Source organism: Halomonas sp. E19, assembly GCF_052439355.1.
Taxonomy (GTDB): Bacteria; Pseudomonadota; Gammaproteobacteria; order Pseudomonadales; family Halomonadaceae; genus Halomonas.
The window spans coordinates 3,078,818-3,097,942 of record NZ_JBNFWU010000001.1 but is presented as its reverse complement, the minus strand read 5'-3'; the positions used below and the strand labels follow the sequence as shown (position 1 = coordinate 3,097,942).

The 19,125-nt window shown below is 69.3% G+C and carries 24 protein-coding genes and 2 pseudogenes; 13 read left to right on the top strand and 13 right to left on the bottom strand.

What is annotated here, in order from left to right; all coding sequences use genetic code 11:
• Window positions 1-130 precede the first annotated feature (130 nt).
• The 3 genes from pyrB to ACUDAL_RS16180 all read right to left on the bottom strand — a co-directional run bounded on the left by pyrB (window position 131) and on the right by ACUDAL_RS16180 (window position 1,925).
• On the bottom strand, window positions 131-1,159 hold the full coding sequence (pyrB, locus tag ACUDAL_RS16190) for an aspartate carbamoyltransferase (protein WP_444678849.1): 1,029 nt from the start codon (window positions 1,157-1,159) through the stop codon (window positions 131-133).
• 89 nt (window positions 1,160-1,248) lie between these two features.
• Window positions 1,249-1,599 (bottom strand): hypothetical protein, encoded by a 351-nt coding sequence (locus ACUDAL_RS16185; RefSeq protein WP_444678848.1) that lies wholly within the window; start codon window positions 1,597-1,599, stop codon window positions 1,249-1,251.
• A complete protein-coding gene (locus tag ACUDAL_RS16180) occupies window positions 1,596-1,925 on the bottom strand; it encodes a helix-turn-helix domain-containing protein (RefSeq protein WP_444678847.1) in 330 nt (109 codons plus the stop codon). Before ACUDAL_RS16180 ends, ACUDAL_RS16185 begins: the two co-directional genes overlap by 4 nt.
• A gap of 262 nt (window positions 1,926-2,187) precedes the next feature.
• Here ACUDAL_RS16180 and ACUDAL_RS16175 point away from each other — a divergent pair, with 262 nt between their 5' ends.
• The 4 genes from ACUDAL_RS16175 to ACUDAL_RS16160 all read left to right on the top strand — a co-directional run bounded on the left by ACUDAL_RS16175 (window position 2,188) and on the right by ACUDAL_RS16160 (window position 6,170).
• On the top strand, window positions 2,188-3,915 hold the full coding sequence (locus ACUDAL_RS16175) for a cytochrome P450 (RefSeq protein WP_444678846.1): 1,728 nt from the start codon (window positions 2,188-2,190) through the stop codon (window positions 3,913-3,915).
• On the top strand, window positions 3,878-4,459 hold the full coding sequence (locus tag ACUDAL_RS16170; RefSeq protein WP_444678845.1) for a flavin reductase family protein: 582 nt from the start codon (window positions 3,878-3,880) through the stop codon (window positions 4,457-4,459). The genes ACUDAL_RS16175 and ACUDAL_RS16170 overlap by 38 nt, the downstream gene beginning before the upstream one ends.
• A gap of 74 nt (window positions 4,460-4,533) precedes the next feature.
• A complete protein-coding gene (locus tag ACUDAL_RS16165; protein WP_444679417.1) occupies window positions 4,534-5,589 on the top strand; it encodes a TRAP transporter substrate-binding protein in 1,056 nt (351 codons plus the stop codon).
• Window positions 5,590-5,744: 155 nt separating this feature from the next.
• A complete protein-coding gene (locus tag ACUDAL_RS16160; RefSeq protein WP_444678844.1) occupies window positions 5,745-6,170 on the top strand; it encodes a hypothetical protein in 426 nt (141 codons plus the stop codon).
• A 16-nt stretch (window positions 6,171-6,186) separates the two neighbouring features.
• Here the strand turns inward: ACUDAL_RS16160 and ACUDAL_RS16155 are convergent, their stop codons facing one another.
• The 6 genes and pseudogenes from ACUDAL_RS16155 to ACUDAL_RS16130 form a co-directional block, all read right to left on the bottom strand.
• Window positions 6,187-6,522: a chromate transporter gene (locus ACUDAL_RS16155; RefSeq protein WP_444678843.1), complete on the bottom strand. Its 336-nt coding sequence runs from the start codon at window positions 6,520-6,522 to the stop codon at window positions 6,187-6,189.
• Window positions 6,453-6,932, bottom strand: a complete 480-nt coding sequence (locus ACUDAL_RS16150) for a chromate transporter (RefSeq protein WP_444678842.1) — start codon at window positions 6,930-6,932, stop codon at window positions 6,453-6,455. The genes ACUDAL_RS16155 and ACUDAL_RS16150 overlap by 70 nt, the downstream gene beginning before the upstream one ends.
• Complete coding sequence (locus tag ACUDAL_RS16145; protein WP_444678841.1) at window positions 6,878-7,444, bottom strand: chromate transporter; 567 nt, start codon at window positions 7,442-7,444, stop codon at window positions 6,878-6,880. The genes ACUDAL_RS16150 and ACUDAL_RS16145 overlap by 55 nt, the downstream gene beginning before the upstream one ends.
• Before the next feature lie 212 nt (window positions 7,445-7,656).
• Window positions 7,657-8,100, bottom strand: coding sequence for a helix-turn-helix domain-containing protein (locus ACUDAL_RS16140; protein ID WP_444679416.1), 444 nt, complete (start codon window positions 8,098-8,100; stop codon window positions 7,657-7,659).
• Window positions 8,101-8,160: 60 nt separating this feature from the next.
• A pseudogene (locus tag ACUDAL_RS16135) lies at window positions 8,161-8,600 on the bottom strand (sigma 54-interacting transcriptional regulator); the annotation flags it as partial.
• A gap of 680 nt (window positions 8,601-9,280) precedes the next feature.
• The gene (locus ACUDAL_RS16130; RefSeq protein ID WP_444678840.1) at window positions 9,281-9,589 is read right to left on the bottom strand and encodes a hypothetical protein; all 309 of its coding nucleotides are present in this window, start codon (window positions 9,587-9,589) and stop codon (window positions 9,281-9,283) included.
• 229 nt (window positions 9,590-9,818) lie between these two features.
• Between ACUDAL_RS16130 and ACUDAL_RS16125 the strand changes: the two genes are divergently transcribed.
• The 9 genes and pseudogenes from ACUDAL_RS16125 (at window position 9,819) to ACUDAL_RS16085 (ending at window position 15,624) form a co-directional block, all read left to right on the top strand.
• Window positions 9,819-9,947, top strand: coding sequence for a hypothetical protein (locus tag ACUDAL_RS16125; protein ID WP_444678839.1), 129 nt, complete (start codon window positions 9,819-9,821; stop codon window positions 9,945-9,947).
• Window positions 9,944-11,302 (top strand): aldehyde dehydrogenase family protein, encoded by a 1,359-nt coding sequence (locus ACUDAL_RS16120; protein WP_444678838.1) that lies wholly within the window; start codon window positions 9,944-9,946, stop codon window positions 11,300-11,302. The genes ACUDAL_RS16125 and ACUDAL_RS16120 overlap by 4 nt, the downstream gene beginning before the upstream one ends.
• A gap of 49 nt (window positions 11,303-11,351) precedes the next feature.
• Window positions 11,352-11,867, top strand: coding sequence for a hypothetical protein (locus ACUDAL_RS16115; RefSeq protein WP_444678837.1), 516 nt, complete (start codon window positions 11,352-11,354; stop codon window positions 11,865-11,867).
• A gap of 64 nt (window positions 11,868-11,931) precedes the next feature.
• Complete coding sequence (locus tag ACUDAL_RS16110) at window positions 11,932-13,251, top strand: IS1380 family transposase (RefSeq protein WP_444677628.1); 1,320 nt, start codon at window positions 11,932-11,934, stop codon at window positions 13,249-13,251.
• A 235-nt stretch (window positions 13,252-13,486) separates the two neighbouring features.
• Window positions 13,487-13,807: a hypothetical protein gene (locus ACUDAL_RS16105; RefSeq protein ID WP_444678836.1), complete on the top strand. Its 321-nt coding sequence runs from the start codon at window positions 13,487-13,489 to the stop codon at window positions 13,805-13,807.
• 120 nt (window positions 13,808-13,927) lie between these two features.
• Entirely contained in the window at window positions 13,928-14,251 is a 324-nt protein-coding gene (locus ACUDAL_RS16100; RefSeq protein ID WP_444678835.1) for a hypothetical protein, read from the top strand.
• Window positions 14,148-14,423: pseudogene (locus tag ACUDAL_RS16095) on the top strand (FAD-dependent monooxygenase); the annotation flags it as partial. The gene ACUDAL_RS16100 and the pseudogene ACUDAL_RS16095, both read left to right, overlap by 104 nt.
• A 194-nt stretch (window positions 14,424-14,617) precedes the next feature.
• Window positions 14,618-15,361, top strand: coding sequence for a hypothetical protein (locus ACUDAL_RS16090; protein ID WP_444679453.1), 744 nt, complete (start codon window positions 14,618-14,620; stop codon window positions 15,359-15,361).
• A complete protein-coding gene (locus tag ACUDAL_RS16085; RefSeq protein WP_444678834.1) occupies window positions 15,304-15,624 on the top strand; it encodes a hypothetical protein in 321 nt (106 codons plus the stop codon). The genes ACUDAL_RS16090 and ACUDAL_RS16085 overlap by 58 nt, the downstream gene beginning before the upstream one ends.
• Before the next feature lies 1 nt (window position 15,625).
• Here ACUDAL_RS16085 and ACUDAL_RS16080 read toward each other — a convergent pair whose 3' ends face one another.
• The 4 genes from ACUDAL_RS16080 to peaD all read right to left on the bottom strand — a co-directional run bounded on the left by ACUDAL_RS16080 (window position 15,626) and on the right by peaD (window position 19,117).
• Window positions 15,626-16,231 carry a S8/S53 family peptidase gene (locus ACUDAL_RS16080; protein ID WP_444678833.1) on the bottom strand — a complete coding sequence of 202 codons (606 nt, stop codon included), beginning with the start codon at window positions 16,229-16,231 and terminating at the stop codon, window positions 15,626-15,628.
• Window positions 16,231-16,887 (bottom strand): ATP-binding cassette domain-containing protein, encoded by a 657-nt coding sequence (locus ACUDAL_RS16075; RefSeq protein ID WP_444678832.1) that lies wholly within the window; start codon window positions 16,885-16,887, stop codon window positions 16,231-16,233. Before ACUDAL_RS16075 ends, ACUDAL_RS16080 begins: the two co-directional genes overlap by 1 nt.
• Window positions 16,806-17,930, bottom strand: a complete 1,125-nt coding sequence (locus ACUDAL_RS16070) for an ABC transporter transmembrane domain-containing protein (protein WP_444678831.1) — start codon at window positions 17,928-17,930, stop codon at window positions 16,806-16,808. The genes ACUDAL_RS16075 and ACUDAL_RS16070 overlap by 82 nt, the downstream gene beginning before the upstream one ends.
• Window positions 17,931-18,022: 92 nt before the next feature.
• Window positions 18,023-19,117: a quinohemoprotein amine dehydrogenase subunit beta gene (gene peaD / locus ACUDAL_RS16065; RefSeq protein ID WP_444678830.1), complete on the bottom strand. Its 1,095-nt coding sequence runs from the start codon at window positions 19,115-19,117 to the stop codon at window positions 18,023-18,025.
• Window positions 19,118-19,125: the final 8 nt, after the last annotated feature.

Genomic DNA, 19,125 nt, shown 5'->3' with positions numbered 1-19,125 from the left:
TCAGCGCTCGGCGTTGCCGAGCCGCACGACAGGGCAGCCGCGAGGCTGCCCTGTGGCTCCTTCAGCATAGCGAGGCATCGCACCGCGTGCATGACGAATGCGCCCCACGCCGCACCGGGTTGCCGCCCCGCTACAGCGCGGCGTCGTCCACGCCGACCCGCTCAGGCACGAACCAGCGCACCGGACGCAGGTCCTTCTCGATCAGCTCGTCGACCTGCAGCAGGGTGGCGAAGATCGCCATGCGCACCGGAATGCCGTTGTCGGTCTGGCGGAAGATCGCCAGGCGTGGGTCGCCGTTGAGGTCGACGTCGAGGTCGTTGGCGTCCGCGCGGCTGTCGCGGGGCAGCGGATGCATCACGATGGTGTCGCGGCCGCAGCGCTTGTCCATGAAGGCGCGGTCGACGGTGAAGTCCCGCGACAGGCTGAAGCCCTCGCTCATCTCGGCGGTGAAGCGCTCCTTCTGGATGCGCGTGGTGTAGACCACGTCGACGTCGCGATAGTCGTCGGCCAGGCTGGCGCGCTGCTCGACACGGTGGCCGCGCGAGGCGACCAGGTCGATGAGGTAATCGGGCATCTCCAGTCCCGGCGGCGCCACCAGCGTGATGCGCATGGGATCGTAGAGCGACAGCAGCTTGATCAGCGAATGCACAGTGCGGCCGTACTTGAGGTCGCCGGTGAGCAGCACGTGGGCGCCGGCCAGCTTCCTGCCCAGCCGGGCGAACTCCTTGTCAATGGTGTAGAAGTCGAGCAGGGCCTGGCTGGGGTGCTCGCCGGGGCCGTCGCCGCCGTTGATCACCGGCACGTGGGTGGCGGCGGCGAACTCCGCCACCGAGCCCTGGTCGGGGTGGCGCATGACGATGGCGTCGCAGTAGCCGCTCATCACCCGGCTGGTGTCGTAGAGCGATTCGCCCTTGGCCATGGAGGAGAAGGTGAAGCCGGTGGTGTCGCACACGCCGCCGCCCAGGCGGCAGAAAGCGGCGTGGAAGCTGACCCGGGTACGGGTGCTGGCCTCGAAGAACAGGTTGCCGAGCACGGCACCCTCCAGCACCCGGGTGACCTGGCGGCGTTGGGCGATGGGTTCCATGCGGGCGGCGACGTGCATCAGGTGGTTGACGCTATCGCGGGTCAGGGAATCGACGGAGAGCAGGTGGCGACTCATCGAAGGCCTCGAAGGTGGCAGCGAAGGGAGGGTGGCCCGTAGTGTAACGCCACCGGGGCCGGGCTTCACGGACCGCAACGGCCGATCGTTCAGCGACCCACCAAGTCCGCCAACCGGCGTGCGTGAGCCTTCACTTCGCGTATGGCCCGCTCGGTGTCGAGATCGTCCATCGCCACCACCCCCACGCAGGCCTCCACTCCGGGACGGAGCTGCGGCGTGGTTACCGGACTGGCCACCCCCACCGCACCGCGCTGAAGCTGGCCGCGGGTCAGGCTGTAGCCGTCGACACGGGCCTGGCGAACCGCTTCGCTGTCGTTCGGCTGCGGCGGGCGCCCGGCCAGGATGGCGATACCCGCGGCGCCAAGCGTCAGCGGATGGCGGCTGCCGACCCGGTAGCCCACCCGCAGCAGCCCCTCGTCGGGCTCCGCCACCAGGATCACCACGCACTCCTCCCCTGGGCCACCGAGACGAAGGCGGTGGCCCGGGTGGCCTTGGCCAGCGCCTGCAGCAGCGGCTGGGCCACCGCACGCAGCTGCGGCTCGAAGCGCGCGGCGAGCAGCGAAATACCCGCCCCTAGGCGCAGCGAACCCTCGGTGGAGCGTGCCACCAGCCCGTGCTGTTCTAGGGTAGTGACGAGGCGGTAGGCGATGGCGCGATGCACGTCGAGCCGCTCGGCCAGCTCGGCGACGCTGATGCCCTCGGCGTGTTCGGCGACGATCTCGAGTGCGCGCAGGCCGCGATCCAGGGTTTGCAACGTAGTGGCCATCGCAGGGCATCCCTCGGGCTGATGGTGGCAGAGCATGGTAGCGCAGCCGGCGGGGATTGACGTCCCTGGGCAAACTGCCTATGTTCCCTCATGTGTTCGTTAAACGATAATAATAGTGCGATAAAAGTAAAACAAGGCTGGCGGCCAGGATCGCTACCCTAGGGCGATATTGCCTGGCGAGTGCCAGCGGGAGATCCCATGACCTCTACAGCTCATCCTCGCCGCAAGCGGCTGTCCTTTCGATGGTGCAGGGGCGCGGCCCATGGCGCCTAACGGCTGCCCTCTCTCGACCGAAGCGGCGGCCTTCGATCCCTTCGACTCGCCCTACCAGCTCGACCCCGCCGAGGCGCTGCGCTGGTCCCGCGAGCAGGAGCCGGTGTTCTACAGCCCCAAGCTCGGCTATTGGGTCGTGAGCCGCTATGCCGATATCAAGGCGATCTTCCGCGATAACCTCACCTTTTCGCCCTCGATCGCCCTGGAGAAGATCACTCCGGCAAGCCGAGAGGCCCAGGCGGTGCTCGAGCGCTATGACTACGGCATGAACCGCACGCTGGTGAACGAGGACGAGCCGGCCCATATGGCCCGTCGACGCGAGCTGCTCGAGGCCTTCTCTCCCGAAGCGCTGGAAGCCCATGCGCCGATGGTGCGCCGCCTGGTGCGCGAGAAGCTCGACGCCATCGTCGAGCGCGGCCGCGCTGACCTGGTGGCCGAGATGTTCTGGGAGGTGCCGCTCACCGTGGCGCTGCACTTCCTCGGCGTGCCCGAGGAGGACATGGAGCAGCTGCGCCGCTTCTCGGTGGCCCACACGCTCAACACCTGGGGCCGCCCCTCGCCGGAGCAGCAGGTCGAGGTGGCCGAGGGGGTCGGCAAGTTCTGGCAGTACTCCGGGCAGGTACTCAAGAAGATGCAGGAGCAGCCGCATGGCCACGGCTGGATGTACGACATGATCGAGAAGAACCGGCAGAAGCCGGATGTCGTCACCGACAACTACCTGCACTCGATGATGATGGCGATCATCGTCGCTGCCCACGAGACCACCGCCCTGGCCACCGCCAATGCTTTCCGCCAGCTGCTTTCACGGCCTTCCGTATGGGCCGAGCTGTGCGACAACCTCGAGCTGATTCCCGCCGCAGCCGAGGAGTGCCTGCGCCACTCCGGCTCGGTGGTGGCCTGGCGGCGCATCGCCACCCGCGAGGTGGAAGTGGGCGGCGTGACCATTCCCGCAGGCGGCAAGATCCTGATGGTCACCGCCTCGGCCAACCACGACCCGGCCCACTTCGAGAACCCCGACGCGCTCGACATCTACCGCGACAATGCCGTCGACCACCTCACCTTCGGCTACGGCAGCCACCAGTGCATGGGCAAGAACCTGGGGCGCATGGAGATGCGCATCTTCCTCGAGGAGTTCACCCGGCGCCTGCCGCACCTCGAGCTCGAGGAGCAGGCGTTCACCTTCCTGCCCAACACCTCGTTTCGCGGCCCCGAGGCGCTGTGGGTGCGCTGGGACCCGGCGCAGAACCCCGAGCGCCGCGACCCGGCGGTACGCAGCTCCCAGCGCGACTTTCCCGTCGGCGCCCCGGAGGCACGCACCATCGTGCGCCGCGTCCGCGTGACCCGCGCCGAGCCCGAGGCTGAGGGCGTGCTCGGCGTGACCCTGGCCGACCGCGCCGGGCGCGACCTGCCCGCCTGGACGCCGGGCTCGCACCTCGACGTGGTGCTGCCCGGCGGCGAGGCGCGCAAGTACTCGCTGTGCGGCCCGGCGGCGTCGGGCGACTGGCAGATCGCCGTGCTGCGCGAGGAAGCCGGCCGCGGCGGCTCACGCTGGATGCATGAGGCGGTGCGCGACGGAGTCGAGCTGCGCGTGCGCGGGCCCAAGAACCACTTCCGCCTCGCCGAGACTGCCGCGCACTATGTGCTGATCGCGGGGGATCGGTATCACCCCGATCATCGCCATGGCCGATCGCCTCAAGCGGCTGGGCAAGTCCTATGAGCTGCACTACGCCGGCCGTTCTCGTGCCAGCATGGCCTTCGTCGAGCGGCTCGAGCGCGACCACGGCGAGGCGCTGCGGCTCTATCCCAAGGATGAGGGCGCACGGCTCGACCTCGCCTCGCTGCTTGCCGAGCCTGATGCAGGCACGCTGCTCTACGCCTGCGGCCCCGAGCGCCTGCTCGCCGCGCTGGAGGCCGGCACCGCCCACTGGCCGCAAGGCAGCCTGCACGTGGAGCATTTCACCGCCGAAGGCGCGCTGCTGGATCCGGACAAGGAGCATGCCTTCGAGGTCGAGCTCGCCGACTCCGAGCTGGTGGTCGAGGTGGCGGCGGACCGCACCCTGCTGCAGGCGCTGCGCGCCGCCGGTGTCGACGTGCCCAGCGACTGCGAAGAGGGGCTGTGTGGCGCCTGCCAGGTCGAAGTGATCGAGGGCGAGATCGACCATCGCGACAAGGTGCTCACCGCCGCCGAGCGCGCCGGCCAGGATCGGCTGATGAGCTGCTGTTCACGTGCCAAGGGCAAGAAACTGGTGCTGGCCCTCTAATCCCCAGCACAACCACAACACGCAAGACCTACGCCAACCCTGACAACCGGAACTCACGAGGAACAACAATGAAAATGCATAAACTCGCGACACTGACCACGCTTACCGCGCTCTCCCTGGGAGTCTTCCAGGCCAGCATGGCCACCGAACTCACGGTGAGCACCTGGGCCGGTCCCAACCACGGCGTCAACACCATCGTCTGGCCGACCTGGGCCAGCTGGGTGGAGGAGGCCACCGAAGGGCGGGTCACGGTCAATGTGGTCCATGACATGGGCCCGCCCAACGCCCAGATGGAGCTGATCGCCGACGGCGTGGCCGATGTCACCTGGCTGTTTCACGGCCTGATGCCGGGGCGCTTCGAGCTGACCAAGCTGCCCGAGCTGCCCACCTTCGAGGAATTCTCCTCGGAAGCTGCGTCGGTGGCCTACTGGCGCACCCACAACGAGTACTTCGCCGATGCCGGTGAGCATCGCGGCGTCGAGGTGATTGCGGTGGGCGTGCATGGCCCCGGCTCGCTGTTCCTCAGCCAGTCCATCGACAGTCTCGACGAGCTGCGCGGCAAGCGGGTGCGCATCGGCGGCGGGGTGATGTCCGACATCTCCAGCGCCCTGGCGCTGACCGGCGTGGCGCTGCCGCCGGCCAGCACCTACGAGGCGGCGACCCAGGGCGTGATCGACGGCGCCATGCTGACCCTGGAGGGCCTCAGGAGCTTCCGCCTCGCCGAGGTGCTGCCCTACACGGTGCAGATGCCGGGCGGTTTCTATCGGGGTAGCTTCTCGCTGGTGATGAATCCCGACACCTGGGCCTCGCTCTCCGAAGAGGATCGCGAGGCGATCGAAAGCGTCTCCGGCGAGAAGCTCTCGCGCCTGTTCGGCTACATGATGGACGTGGTGGACGTGCGCGGCATCGAGTTTGCCGAGCAGCGCGGCAACACCTTCATCGAGTTGCCTGCCGAGGAGATCGAACGCTTCCAGCAGCTGGCCGCCGAGCTGCCGGAAGCCTGGATGGAAGCGGCCGGCGCCAAGGGCGTCGACGGTGAGGCCGCCCACGCCTTCTTCTTCGAGCAGCTCGACGCTGCCGAGGGTGAAGAAGGGCTTTCCGCCGACGAGGTGATCGACCCCGAAGCCTAGGTCGCCAGCCTGTTCGCCCTGAGCACGGCCCTGGCCGTGCTCACAGCGTCATGAGGGTGATTTAAGTTTCATTTGAAACTATTTTGACCCGGATCAAAGCCGCCAAGCGGTACAGCGTCGATACTGTCGAAAATGCACCGGACAGGAGAGGCGACATGAATCAGGCAACCGGCAAGTCATGGTGGGACCGTCTCTGTGAAGGCGCCTACCGCGCCACCACGCCGCGGCTGGTCCGCGAGATGGAGGCGGAGTCGCCCAAGGCCTATGGCGAGATGCTCAAGGATCTCAAGACCCCGATGGAGCCGGCGTTTGAGCGCGAAGTGGCGCGGCACCTCGACCGCGGCGGCTACCGCGCCTTCGTCCCGGCCGATACCCTGATGCCGGCCATGCTGCAGCGCTTCGGCATCGAGCGGGCCAGCGTCGAGGCCCACGTCAGCTACCCCAGCCTGCGCGGCAACTGCAACGCCTGCCCGGTGGCCGGCTACTGCTGGGGCGCCATGCGCCGCGAGGCGGGCGTCGACGAGTGCCGCGCCTTCTGCCCCAACGCCGCGGCCTTCGAGCGGCTGGCCGAGTCCGCCTGACGGTTCGGCCGAAGGCCTACAGCAGCGAGAGCAGCACACCGGCCAGGGCGCAGGCGCCCAGCACCTTGAGCATGCCCACGCCGTAGCGAAAGATCGCCAGCATGGCGGCCAGCGACAGCAGCAGGGCGGCCACGTCGAGGCTGGCCAGGTCAGGAATCAGCAGGCGCAGCCCTGCACCGCGCCATTCGTCGACCTCGGCGAACATGACGTGCAGGCCGAACCACACCGCCAGGTTCAGCACCACCCCCACCACCGCGGCGGTGATCGCGGTCATGGCGCCGCTCAGCGCGGCGTTGTCGCGCAGGCGCTCCACGTAGGGTGCGCCGAGAAAGATCCACAGGAAGCAGGGCACGAAGGTGACCCAGGTGACGAGCACCGCCGCCAGGGTGGCGGCCAGCCAGGGGTCGAGGGGGCGGCGTCGCGAAAGGCCCCCATGAAGCCGACGAACTGCACCACCTGGATCAGCGGGCCGGGCGTGGTTTCGGCCATGCCCAGGCCGTCGAGCATCTCGCCCGGCGCCAGCCAGCCATAGCTCTGCACCGCCGCCTGGGCCACGTAGCTGAGCACCGCATAGGCGCCGCCGAAGGTCACCACCGCCATCTGGCTGAAGAAGGTGGCGATCTGGCGGAACACGTTGTCCGGCCCCAGCGTGAGCAGCAGCAGGGCCACCGGCGTGAGCCACAGCGTCAGGCAGATCGCCGAGATCTTCAGCGACCAGGCGCGGTTGGGCCGCGCGTGATCGGGCAATTCGGCGCCCAGCAAGGAGTCGCGGTCGGCCAGGCCGCTCGCCCCTCCGCACCGTGACCGCCGCCGACGCGAAACAGCGGCGAGCCGGCCTTGCCGCCGACAAAGCCGATCAGCGCCGCGCCCAGGATGATCAGCGGAAAGGCGATGTCGAAAAAGAAGATCGCGATGAAGGCCGCGGCGGCAATGCCCAGCATGACGTTGTTGCGCAGGGCGCGCTTGCCGATGCGCACCACCGCGTTGATGACGATGGCCAGCACCGCGGCCTTCAGGCCGAAGAACAGCCCTTCCACCATGCCCACGTTGCCCAGCGCGGCATACAGGTAGCTGAGCGCCAGGATGGCCAGGAAGCCGGGCAGTACGAACAGCGTGCCGGCCAGCAGCCCGCCCTTGGTGCGATGCATCAGCCAGCCGATGTAGATCGCCAGCTGCTGTGCCTCCGGCCCCGGCAGCAGCATGCAGTAGTTGAGCGCATGCAGGAAACGGTTCTCGCCAATCCAGCGCTTCTCCTCCACCAGGATGCGATGCATCACCGCGATCTGCCCGGCCGGGCCGCCGAAGCTGAGCAGGGCGATGCGCAGCCAGACGTGAACGGCCTCGCGGAAGGGAACGTCGTGGGGCAGGGGGTGGCATGGTGTCTCCCATCAGGTACGTGAAGCCAAGCCACCCATCTTACCCGTTCGAGATGACAGCGTGTTGGCGAGCCGGGTTACCGCCGCCGCTCTCGACGCTCGACCCCGGCCTACCCCAGCCGCCGATAGAGCGTCGAACGGCTGATTCCGAGAGAGCGGGCGGCGGCGGTCATGTTGCCGCCGTGGGCGTCGAGCGTGCGCTGCATATGAAGCTGCTCCAGCTCGCGTAGCGCCTGGGAGGCATCGGCAGGCGCCGGCGCGGCAGGCTCCCCGCCGCTGGCAGCGGCGTTTTCGCCTGCGTTCAGCTTGCGCTGCCAACGCGGCGAGAGGCCCTCCAGGGTGAGGCACGTCAGCTCCGGCTCCGCGCCCACCAGGGCCACCTCCAGGCAGTGCTCCAGTTCCCGCCAGTTGCCAGGCCAGTCGTAGGCCGCCAGCCGCTCGCAGAGCGCGTCATCCAGGGCCAGCTCCCGCCGATGCTGTCGGCACAGGGCTGCCCAGCGGCGGCGAATCGTCTCCGCCAGCTGCTGCTGCTCGCTCAACGCCGGCAGCTCCACCACGACGCCGGCCAGGCGGTAGAAGAGGTCCTCGCGGAACTCGCCGGTCGTGACCCGGGCTTCCAGGTCGCGGTGGCTGGCGGCGATCACGCGACAGTCGATGGGCACTTCGCGATGCTCACCGAGGGTGTCACCACCCGTTCCTGCAGCACGCGCAGCAGCCGGGCCTGCAGCGACAGCGGCATGTCGCCGATCTCGTCGAGCAGCAGGGTGCCGCCGTTGGCCTGCACCAGGCGCCCGCCATAGCCGCCCTTGCGGGCGCCGGTAAAGGCGCCGTCGCCATAGCCGAACAGCTCCGCTTCGATGAGGCTCTCGGGCAGCGCGGCACAGTTGAGTGCCACGAACGGCCGTCGCTCCCCCAGGCTGGCGTGCAGCGCACGGGCCAGCTGCTCCTTGCCGGTGCCGGTTTCGCCTTGCAGCAGCACCGGCAGCCCCGAGGCAAGCGCCCTTGCGGCGCGGCGTGCCTCGCGGGCCAGGGGCGAGGGCCAACCGGCCACCATGTCGTCCAGGTGACGATCGGGAGGAAGCTTGGCCGGCGGCGGGATGGCAACAGGCGCCGTTTCGGCGGGTTGCCAGAGTTCCGGGGGATTGAGGCGCCCAAACAGGCGGCCATCGGCCAGTTCCAGGCCCAGCAGCGCCGACTGTCGTTCGCACTGACGCTGTAACGTCGGCCAGGGGTTGCCGAAGAGGGCCTCGACGGGCTGCCCGACCAGGTTGGCCGCGTCCTGTCCCAGCCAGCGGACGGCTTGCGCATCCATGGCCAGGATGAAGCCGGTGTCGCTGATCGCCACCAGGCCGCAGCTCACTCCATCCAGCTCCGCCAGCGAAGCATGCACTTGCAGTACCCAGCGCTGCTGGTAGTGGCGCATGAACAGGCGCTGTTCCAGTGCGCCGGTGAGCTGCTGCACCCGGCGCAGGAAGATTTCGGGCCGCGGGTGATCGGCTTCGAAGGTGAGATCGATCAGCCCCAGGCAGTCGCCGTCGAGATCGAACAGCGGTGCCGCGACACAGGACACCGGATTCTCGGGAAACAGCATATGCTCGCAGGACTTGACGAGTACCGGGGCACGTTCGATGAGCGCGAGCGCTGGCGCATTGGTCCCGAACCGACGCTCGTCCAGGTTGATGCCCGCGCCGATGCGAAACCGGTCGGCGAGGATGAAGTTCCGGCCATAGCTCTTCAGCACCGTGGCGTCCGGCGTCGCGAGCAGCAGCTGGCAGCCGCGCAGGTCCTCGGCGACTTGCTTGATGAGGGGTCGGCCAGCTCGATCAGGCGGCGATGGGTTTCACGCCGGAGACGCAGCTCGCTGCTGTCGAGCTTCGGCAGCTCCAGCAGCCGCGCGCCGGGGCGAAGACCGTGTTCCAGGCAGCGCTGCCAGGAGCGACCGATGCTGGCATCGAGCAGATCCATCGAGACCCGGCCGCGGCTGAGGTGCTCGCGGGCCTGGCGGATCACGTCGGGAGTTCTCAGGGCGGCTCTGGTGATCATGGGCCTCTCCCAGCGAGGTGGGAATGACCGTCCCAAGTTGCGACAGGCGTCGTGTCCAGCGACGCGACAGTGCGGATGCCTAAACTGGGGAGGTGGTCAACTCGCTGATTATATTGTGGTTATTTTGTGTGCTTCAGCTGGCACGGGGCTTGCTACAAGCGTCATAGGGTCGTAGGACGCCAGACACGACTCTCTCACAATCATAAAACAGCTTCATAGGAGCACAACCATGACGCAGCTCTCCAGCGCCATTCAGTCCTGGCTGGACAAGAGCCATGCCCACTTCATCGGGGGAAGTGGCTGCCTGCCGCCAGCGGACACACCCTGGACGTCTACAACCCCGCCACCGCGGAAGTGATCAGCCGCGTCCCGGCGGGTGATGCGGCGGATATCGACGCCGCCGTCGGCGCCGCCCGGGAGGCGTTCCGCCACTGGCGTAAATCGCGCCCGGCCCGGCGCGAGAAGCTGCTGCTGGACCTGGCCGATGCCCTGGAAGCGCGCGCCGACGACTTCGCCCTGCTCGAGACGCTGGACAACGGCAAGCCGGTGACCTTCTCCCGCCACATGGACGTCAACCTGGCCATCGACTTCATTCGCTACACCGCCGGCTGGGCCACCAAGATCGAGGGGCGCAGCATGACGCCCTCGATGCCCTTCGTGCCCGACGACAAGCAGATCGTCGCCTATACCCGGCGCGAGCCCATCGGCGTGGTGGGGGCGATCATTCCCTGGAACTTCCCGCTGCTGATGGCGGCCTGGAAGGTGGCCCCGGCGCTGGCCGCCGGCTGCAGCATCGTGCTCAAGCCCGCCGAGGACACCCCGCTCACCGCCCTGCTGCTGGCGGAACTGGTCGAGCAGGTGGGCTTCCCCGCCGGCACCCTGAACGTGGTCACCGGCCTGGGTCACGAGGCGGGCGCGGCCCTGGCCGCGCATCCCGGCATCAACAAGGTGGCGTTCACCGGCTCCACCCCGGTAGGCAAGCAGATCGGCCATGCCGCCATGGAGAACCTGACCCGCACTACTCTGGAGCTGGGCGGCAAGTCGCCGGTGATGGTGCTGGCCGATGCCGATGTGGAAGCCGCCGCGGCCGGTGCCGCGCAGGCGATCTTCTTCAACCAGGGGCAGGTGTGTACCGCCGGCTCGCGGATCTACGTGCACGAGTCGATCCACGACGCCTTCGTCGCCAAGCTTGCCGAACAGGCCCGGGGCTTGACCCTGGCACCGGGCCTGGAGCCCTCCACCACGCTCGGGCCGCTAGTTTCCGCCAAGCAGCAGAGCCGCGTGCTCGCCTACATCGACCAGGCCCGCAGCGATGGCGGCACCATCGTGACCGGCGGCGGCACGGGGCGCGACACCGGCTACTTCGTCGAGCCCACGGTGATCACCGGCCTGGCCCAGGGCAGCCGCTGCGTGCAGGAGGAGATCTTCGGCCCGGTGGTGGTGGTGCAAACCTTCCGCGAACTGGATGAGCTGGTGACCCTGGCCAACGACTCGCCCTACGGCCTGGCGGCCAGCATCTGGTCCAACGATCTCGCGGCGGTCAACCGCCTGGTGCCGGAGATCGACGCCGGCAGTGTCTGGGTCAACGGCCACAACCTGCTGGATGCCTGCATGCCCTTCGGCGGCTTCAAGCAGTCGGGCATCGGCCGCGAGCTCAGCGACTCGCTGATCGAGCACTACACCGAACAAAAATCTGTCGTCATGATCGTGTGAGGCAACCGGGCTCCTGTCCCGGGGCCCTTCATTCAAGGGGAACATCAGGATGAACAATAACAAGACGTCGCCGCGCCTGTGCGGGGCACTGGGTGGCCTGCTGCTGGCCGCCGCCCTGCCTGCCCAGGGCTATGAAATGGCCGACCTGGGCCATGCCACGGTGGATATCGACCTGCAGGCCTTGATGGGGGCCTTCCACAGCGACCGGGGCTATGCCACCGGGGCCGCCGAAGCGCGTCGCTACCGCTGGCAGGAGGGGGTGCTGACCCTGGGCGCCGAACTCAACCCCAAGCAGGGCGGCCTTTATGGCCGGGTCAGCAGCGTGGGCACCGCCACCTGGGGCGACGGTGACGCCGCCGGCTTTACATCGGGCAGCGAACGCAAGCTGGAGCTGGAGGACGCCTTCCTCGGCTACCGCAGCGAGTCGCTCGGCGACTCGGGCTCGCCCTGGCGCCTGGACGTCTCCGCCGGACGCCAGCCGATCACCCTGGGCGACGGCTTCCTGGTGGCCGGCGATGGCACCAGCCTCGGCGACGCCCTAGCCCGAATATTGCACCAGGCATGAAAAAAGCGGCTGAAAATCGGTTATAATTCAAGAGCCTAACCAAGAATTAGCCGACACAGCCGCCATGACAAAATGTACCACGCCCACCGCCACCTTTCCACGCTGCAAAGGCCGTCAGATCACCGCCAGCTTCGATGGCGGCGAGGTCACCTCTGACGGTGGCATCCTGCTGCTGCGGCAGCTCGACCGCGAGATGGGCCTGACCCGCGCTATCGCTCGCCGGCTGAGTGATGACCGCGATCCTCAACGCTGCCTGCATCGCACCGAAACCCTGGTTCGGCAGCGCGTGTTTGGCCTGGCGCTGGGCTACGAGGATCTCAACGACCACCAGGCGCTGCGTCACGACATCGCCCTGCAGACCGCCGTCGATACCGACGGCGTGCTGGCCAGCCAGTCCACGCTGTGTCGCTTCGAGCAGCAAGCCGATCGGGACTGGGCGGTCACCATCCACGAGGAAATGATCGAGCAGTTCATCCGCTCGTTCCGGCGGCCACCCAAGAAGCCGCTCTACCTCGACTTCGATGCCACCGACGACCGGGTGCACGGCCAGCAGCTCGGGCGGCACTTCAACGGCTACTACAACCACTACATCTTTCTGCCGCTGTTCGTGTTCTGTGGCGATCAGCTGCTGGTCAGCTACCTTCGCCCGGCCTACCGAGATGCCGCCCACCACGCCGGCGCCATTCTTGCCCTGCTGGTTCGGCGGCTGCGCCAGGCGTGGCCTGAGGTAAAGGTCGTATTCCGCGGCGACAGCGGCTTCTGCCGCCCGCTGATCCTCAGTTGGTGCGAGCGCCACGGTGTCGACTACATCGTCGGCCTCGCCGGCAACCCGCGGCTGGCCAAGCTAGCCCTGGATATCGACTACGAGTCAGCTATCCGCTTCGAGAAGACCCGTGAGAAGCAGCGAGTCTTCGGCTTCATCGAGTACGCCGCCAAGAGCTGGAAGAAGCGCCGACGAAAGGTGGTCGTCAAATCCGAGACCAGTTGGCGTGGCTTCAACACCCGCTACGTGGTGACCAACCTGCGCGGCTGCAGCGCAGAGTGGCTCTACGACCACCGCTACTGCGCCCGAGGCGAGATGGAGAACCGCATCAAGGAGCAGCAGCTCCTGTTCTCAGACCGCACCAGCTGCCACCAATGGTGGTCCAATCAGTACCGACTGCTGCTCTCGGGGCTGGCCTACCTGCTCCTGGAGCGGCTGCGTCGGATTTACCTTAAGCGCACCGCCTTCGCCCAAGCCCAGGTCAACACCATCCGCCTGAAGCTGCTGAAGATCGGCGCCGTCATCACTCGCAACACACGGACCATTCGGCTGATGTTGAACAGCCAGTATCCGGAGCAGGACCTCTTCCTGATGTTGGCCAGCAAGCTGGTGCCGGGATAGCGTCGCGGCGTGCTGTCCCCGGCACAGAAAAGACATGGGGGTGGGGGAGGTGCGCCCTGAGCACAGGAACTTGATCAAAAAGCAGCCAAACTCCACCCCAGATCCCTTTTATCCCCACCGAGCCTGGCATCTGGGGACTTCTGACTGACCCGGTGCAACATCCGGGCTAGGCGATGAGCTGGATCGCGGCGGCGCCTACTACCTGGCCGGGCGCCAGGCCTTCGACCGCACCGCCGTGGTGGCCTTGGGCCATGCGGGCTGGCAGGGGCAGGTCGCCTGGTTCGAGTCGGACAACCCGGCCCAGGCCAGCACCGAGATGGCGGCGCTGACCCTGGCCCACGACCACGGCAGCGGCCTGGTGGAGGCGACCTATTTGCGCGGTCTGGACGTCGACGAGGCCGAGGCCGACGACTTCCTGGCCCAGCGCGACGGCATGGATGTCTATGGGTTGCGCTTCGAGCAGCGCCTGCTGGACGAGGCGTTGAGCCTGCGCGGCGAGATCGCTCACCAGCGCAAGGACAGCCGCGAGAACGCCTGGGCGGTGGAGCCCGCCTAGACCTTCGACGCGCTGCCCGGCCAGCCCACGCTGTCGCTGCGCTACAGCCGCTTCTCCGAAGCTTGGGATCCGCTCTTCTTCGGCTTTACGCGCGGCTACGGCACCTGGTTCCAGGGCGAGGTGGCGGGCAACTACGCCGGTCCGTTCAACAGCAATGCCGAGGTATGGCGGCTGGGCCTCGAGGGCTCGCTTGGCGAGGGCCTGAACCTAGGGCTGCTGGCCTACGACTTCTCCAGCCGCGACCGGGTCGATCAACCCGACATGGGCGGGCGCGAGGTCAATCTGTACCTCGAGTGGCTGCCGACCGACTGGCTCTATGTCTCGCCGCTGCTGGGCTGGTATGCGCCCGACAAGAGCGCGGAGCAGGGTGGCACGCAGCTCGGCGACGACGATACTGCTTTCTATGCCCAGCTGCTGGTGGGGTCTTCTTCTGATGAACGATGACGCGGCCAGCGAGGTGCTGATCGCCGGAGGCGGCCCCGCCGGGGCCGCCCTGGCGATGCTGCTGCATCGCGCCGGGCGCCGGGTCACCCTGGTGAGCCGGTGTCGCGACTACCGGGCCATCGAGGGGATTGCCCGGCGCAGCCTGCAGGCCTTGCAGGGCCTGGGCTTGGCCCGCGCTGCCGCCTGCGCGGTGGGGCCCTTGCCGCGCCGGGTGACCTGGGGAGGCGAGGCGCGGGCGCCCAACGCCGAGTGGCTGCTGCCCCGGCCCGACTTCGACGCGGCCCTGCTCGACGACCTGCGCGCCGCGGGCATCCGCGTGGTCGAGGCGCGGATCCGCCGCCTCGTGAGTCGCGGCAAGGAGGTGCAGTGCCTGCTGGCGGACGGCCGCAGGTTAGCCGCCGCCTGGGGGTGGAAGCACGCGGCCGGGCGGCGGCGCGGCGCCATTTCCGTGACGCCGCACCCTGGTCGACCCCCGCCTGGATCCTGCGCGGTGCTTCCGCGCCAGCGTCCCCGGGGAGTGCCGCGCTGTCGCTGCCGGGTGGCGGCTGGGCCTGGTGGTCGCGCCTGCATGGCCAGCAGTACCTGCAGCTGGCGCTGCCGGACGCAACGCTGCGCCTGGCGCGCCGCGACCCCGATGCCTGGCTGGCCGCGCAGCCGGCGCTGGCCGCTCTGTGGGGCGACACCGCCGTTGACCACCACTACTGCCGCCCCAGCCTGCTAGGGCGCACCGGGGTCAGGGCGGGGCGAATCTGGCGCCTGGGCGATGCGGCCATGGCCATCGACCCGCTCTCCGGCCAGGGCATCTTCAACGCGCTCTCCTCGGCCCATGGCCTGCTGCCGGTGCTCGACGGCCTGCTGGCGGGTGAGTCGCTGGCGCCGCTGCAGCGCTTCTACCAGCGCCGCCAGGACACCCTGTTCTGGCGCTTCGCCCGCGCCGGGCGCGACTTTACCGCCAGGCCATGGCGGCCGGCCCCGATGCCTACTGGGCGGCGCGCTGCCGCTGGCCCGACCTGCAGCCCCTGCACCTGGCGGAGCCCTGGGCGCAGGTGCGGGTGTCACCGGGGCTGGCCATCGTCGGCACGCGGCTGGCCGAACGGGAGCTGGTGCTGACCCCCGACCAGCCGCTGGGCATCCAGGCGGTGGCGAACGTGGCGCTGGCGCCGCTGGTGCAGGCCATGCAGGGCGGCGATCTTGGCGAGGCAAAGGCGCTGCTGGCAGGCGCCGGCGCTTCCGCCGGGGCGCTGCGCCAGTGGTGGCACGCTCACCCGGACTGGCCGGCGCTGCCCGGTCCCGTTACCGGCGCTTCTCATGCCTCTGACTCTCCCACCGCCGCCGCCTTTGCCGTTTCGCCGGCCGCTTCCGCCAGCCAGTAGCCTAGGGCATGCGCCGCGGCGAAGCTGGCCCCGCCCAGGGCGGGGGCGTGCCGCAGGCTGGCGGCCCCGGCATCCAGGCTTGCCAGGCGGCGCCTTCCGGCCGCGTCTCTTCAGCGGCCCAGACGCAGGCGTACCAGCGTCCGTCAGGCCCCTGCCTTGGCGGGCCCGGTTCCAGCCCCGCGGCGCCGCTGACCGCTTCCACCCCGGGCCAGGCCGCCGGATACACCGGCGCACCGAAGCGTGGGCTGGCGGCGACGATGCGCGTGCCGGCGGCCTGCAGGCGCTCTACCGCCGCCCGCAGCCGCGGGTCCGGCCGGGGCAGGCCCAGGCTGCACAGCAGCCAGGCCGGCGGCGCCGCTGCCTGCCACTCCAGCGCCGTTGCCAGGCGCTCGGCGTCGCAGGTCAGGCGCGCCTCGAACAGCTTGTAGAAGGCGACCTCCAGGCGCGGGAGCGGCACATGGTGGCCCAGGGTGGCGAGGATGGCCCGGCCATGGCCGAGGCGATCCTCCAGGCCGGCCGGGGCATGGCAGCGAGCGAGCCAGCTCGGCGGTGCCGCGCACGGGCCGAGCCCGCTGTCGATCAGGCCCACGGACAGCGGGCGCGGCATCAAGGGCATGGCGTGGCCTCCAGGGCGGTCAGCCTGCCGTCCTCGAGCCGGTAGCAGGCATCGAGATGGCCGAAATGGCTCGCCTGGTGGCTGATGATCAGGCGGGTGGCGTCGCCGAGCAGCGCGTCGAGCAGGCGGTCGAAGGCGCGGGCGGCCTCGGGGTCGAGGGCCGCGGTGGGCTCGTCGAGCAGCACCAGGCGGGGCTTCTTGAGCAGTGCCCGGGCCAGGGCCAGGCGCGCACGCTGGCCGCCGGACACCTTGCCGCCCAGGTCGCCGAGCTCGGTCGCCAGCCCCTGCGGCAGGGCGGCCAGCCAGCCGCCGAGGCCCACCCGCGCCAGCGCCGTGACCAGCTCGGCATCGCTGGCCTCGGGGGCCAGGGCGCGCAGCGCCTCGGCCAGGCTGCCGCGCAGCAGGCTGGGGTGCTGCTCCACCCAGGCCACCTGTTTCAACCAGTGGCGTCGCGAGAGCGCGGCCAGCGGCACGCCATCCACGCGGATCTCGCCCGCCTGCGGTGCTTCCAGCCCCAGCAGCAGGCGGACCAGGCTGCTCTTGCCGGCGCCCGAGGGGCCGTCGATCAGCACCTTGCTGCCCGGCGGAAGGCTGAGGTCGACGCCGTCCAGCAGCCAGTGCGTCTGGTCGGGATGGCGAAAGCGCACCCCGGCGAGGGCAAGCTCGCCGGGGCCCCGGGGCGCTCGCCCCGGTAGGGGTCGCTCAAGGCGGGCTCGGCGAAGAGTTCGGCAAGGCGCGTGGCGCTGACCCGCGCCCGCTGCCAGCCGCCGTAGAGCCCCAGCAGGCCGCCGATGGGGGCCATCACCATGCCGAGGTAGGCCAGCAGGGCGACCAGCTCGCCGAGCTGCAGCCGGCCCTGGATCACCAGGTAGCCGCCCAGCAGCAGCAGGCCGGCCCGGGCCAGCGACAGGATCAGCTGGGGCCCCATGTCGCTGAAAAAGCCCACCCGGCGCACCGCCAGCAGGCGACGCAGCTGCGCATGGCCGAGCCCCTGGAGCTGATTGAGCCGCGCGGCCTCCAGCGCCTGGCCCTGCAACCAGGGGCCGAACGCCAGGGTGTCCTGCCAGAAGCCGGAGATCTCGCCGCTCTGCTCGCGCAGGGCCTGCTGGCGCTGGGTCAGCGCCGGGCGCCAGGCGCGCAGCCACAGCCACTGGAGGGGCACCAGCAGCGCCACCAGCAGCATCAGCGCGGGGCTGAACAGGCCGATCATGGCCAGGGCGCCGACCAGGCCGAGCAGGTTGGAGAGCCCGCTGAGCAGGCCGTCCAGGGCGAAGCCCTGAAGGATCGACAGGTCGCCGTCGAGGCGGCTCATCAGGTCGCCTCGCCCGCGGGCCTGCCAGCGGGCGGGGGCCAGGCGCAGCAGGTGGCGCAGCAGCGAGCGGCGCAGCGACAGCAGCAGGCGCGCGGAGAGCGCCACATGCTGCAGCCGCGTCAGCCCCTGCAGGCCCAGCGCGGCGAGCCCCACCGCCACCAGGCCGCCGACGTAGGCCAGCAGCGTGGCGACGTCGCCCTGCATCAGGCCGTGGTCGATCAGCCGCTGGGTCAGCAGCGGCGGCAGCAGCGCCAGCAGGGTGCCCACCAGGCTGAGCGAGAGCAGCCGCGCCAGCGCCAGCCGCCGCGCCCTGAGGGGGCGGTAGAGCCAGCCCCAGGGCAGCGGCGCCGGCTGCGGGGCGGGATCGGGCGTACCCATCGACACTCTCCTTTGCCCAGCGGAGCGGCTCACCACAAGAAGGGCCGGGGCTCCCCAAGGAGCCCCGACCAAGAGGACCACACAAGTGCAAGCTAGAAGCGTGCCACCTTCAGCGTCGCGGTGCTCATGTCGCCGGGCAGGCGAATGCGGCCCAGGTCGTTGAACTCGTCATCGTAGATGGCGATGTCGCTGGAGGCGCCGCCCAGGTAGAGCCGCGAGCCGTCATAGGAGGTGTTGATGCTGTAGTAGGTGTGGTCGAGGTCGATCACCTGCACGATCTCCCGGGTCCTGGCATCGAGCTTGCTGAGCTGGGTGTAGACGCCGTAGAAGACGTCACGCTCGCGCGGGTCCGTCACCATGGAGAAGATGATGAACTCGAACGGCGCGACCTCCTTGTTCTCGGTCTCGCCGGTGGCGAGATCGACCCGGCTGATGCCCCAGTGCCAGGCCTCGTTCTCCTCGCCGGGATGCTCCGCCACGGTGTAGGGGCGCACGAATTCGCGGGTCACCTCGCCCATGCTCCACATGGCCAGCGAGTCGGGCGGGCTGAAGCCGGGGCGGTCCCAGTGGCGGTTGGCGATGGCGATTTCGATCTCGCCCGTGTCCGGGTCCATGCGGTAGATGTCGGCCCCCGCCAGGTAGAGGTAGCCATCCTCGGCGGCCGCCATGGTGGTGACCTGACGCGGCGCGGGGAAGGTGGCGATGGGCTGGGCCTCGAGCCCCGCCGCGGCGTCGAAGACCGCCAGCTGCGGTTCCAGCACCTCGTAGCGGTCGCGGTGCAGGCGCACCCGGTCCTGCACCGTGTAGAGACGGCTGCCGTCGGGGCTCACGGCCAGCGAGGCGATCGACTTGGCGCGGATGTCGCCGTTGGACTGGCGGGCGCGAAAGACCTCCTCGCAGCTGGTGAGGTCGATGCCCACCACGTCTTCCCAGCGGTTGTGCAGTACGTAGGCGATGCGTTCGTCGGGCCCGAGCTGCAGGGTGCCGGAGCCGAAGGCGCCCTCCACGTCGCAGGTGCGGACCACCTCCTGGGCCTCGGGGTCGATCACGTAGAGCTGGTTGGGCCGGGCCATGGTCACCAGGTATTCGCGGGGCTCGTCGGCGCCAGGCTCGTCGGACGGTGCCGCCAGCAGCGGCTGGGCGGTGCAGGCCAGCAGGCCGGCCAGGGTCAGGTTGAGTCGTTTCATGGTGCGCG

Excerpts from the sequence above, each read along its gene's own strand:
- ACUDAL_RS16080 (WP_444678833.1), bottom strand. The coding sequence starts at position 16,231 with ATGCCGCGCCCGCTGTCCGTGGGCCTGATCGACAGCGGGCTCGGCCCG.
- ACUDAL_RS16180 (WP_444678847.1), bottom strand. The coding sequence starts at position 1,925 with ATGGCCACTACGTTGCAAACCCTGGATCGCGGCCTGCGCGCACTCGAG.
- pyrB (WP_444678849.1), bottom strand. The coding sequence starts at position 1,159 with ATGAGTCGCCACCTGCTCTCCGTCGATTCCCTGACCCGCGATAGCGTC.
- ACUDAL_RS16175 (WP_444678846.1), top strand. The coding sequence starts at position 2,188 with ATGGCGCCTAACGGCTGCCCTCTCTCGACCGAAGCGGCGGCCTTCGAT.
- ACUDAL_RS16125 (WP_444678839.1), top strand. The coding sequence starts at position 9,819 with ATGACGCAGCTCTCCAGCGCCATTCAGTCCTGGCTGGACAAGAGCCAT.
- ACUDAL_RS16165 (WP_444679417.1), top strand. The coding sequence starts at position 4,534 with ATGCATAAACTCGCGACACTGACCACGCTTACCGCGCTCTCCCTGGGA.
- peaD (WP_444678830.1), bottom strand. The coding sequence starts at position 19,117 with ATGAAACGACTCAACCTGACCCTGGCCGGCCTGCTGGCCTGCACCGCC.
- ACUDAL_RS16115 (WP_444678837.1), top strand. The coding sequence starts at position 11,352 with ATGAACAATAACAAGACGTCGCCGCGCCTGTGCGGGGCACTGGGTGGC.
- ACUDAL_RS16160 (WP_444678844.1), top strand. The coding sequence starts at position 5,745 with ATGAATCAGGCAACCGGCAAGTCATGGTGGGACCGTCTCTGTGAAGGC.
- ACUDAL_RS16110 (WP_444677628.1), top strand. The coding sequence starts at position 11,932 with ATGACAAAATGTACCACGCCCACCGCCACCTTTCCACGCTGCAAAGGC.
- ACUDAL_RS16145 (WP_444678841.1), bottom strand. The coding sequence starts at position 7,444 with ATGCATCGCATCCTGGTGGAGGAGAAGCGCTGGATTGGCGAGAACCGT.
- ACUDAL_RS16170 (WP_444678845.1), top strand. The coding sequence starts at position 3,878 with ATGGCCGATCGCCTCAAGCGGCTGGGCAAGTCCTATGAGCTGCACTAC.
- ACUDAL_RS16130 (WP_444678840.1), bottom strand. The coding sequence starts at position 9,589 with ATGATCACCAGAGCCGCCCTGAGAACTCCCGACGTGATCCGCCAGGCC.
- ACUDAL_RS16070 (WP_444678831.1), bottom strand. The coding sequence starts at position 17,930 with ATGGGTACGCCCGATCCCGCCCCGCAGCCGGCGCCGCTGCCCTGGGGC.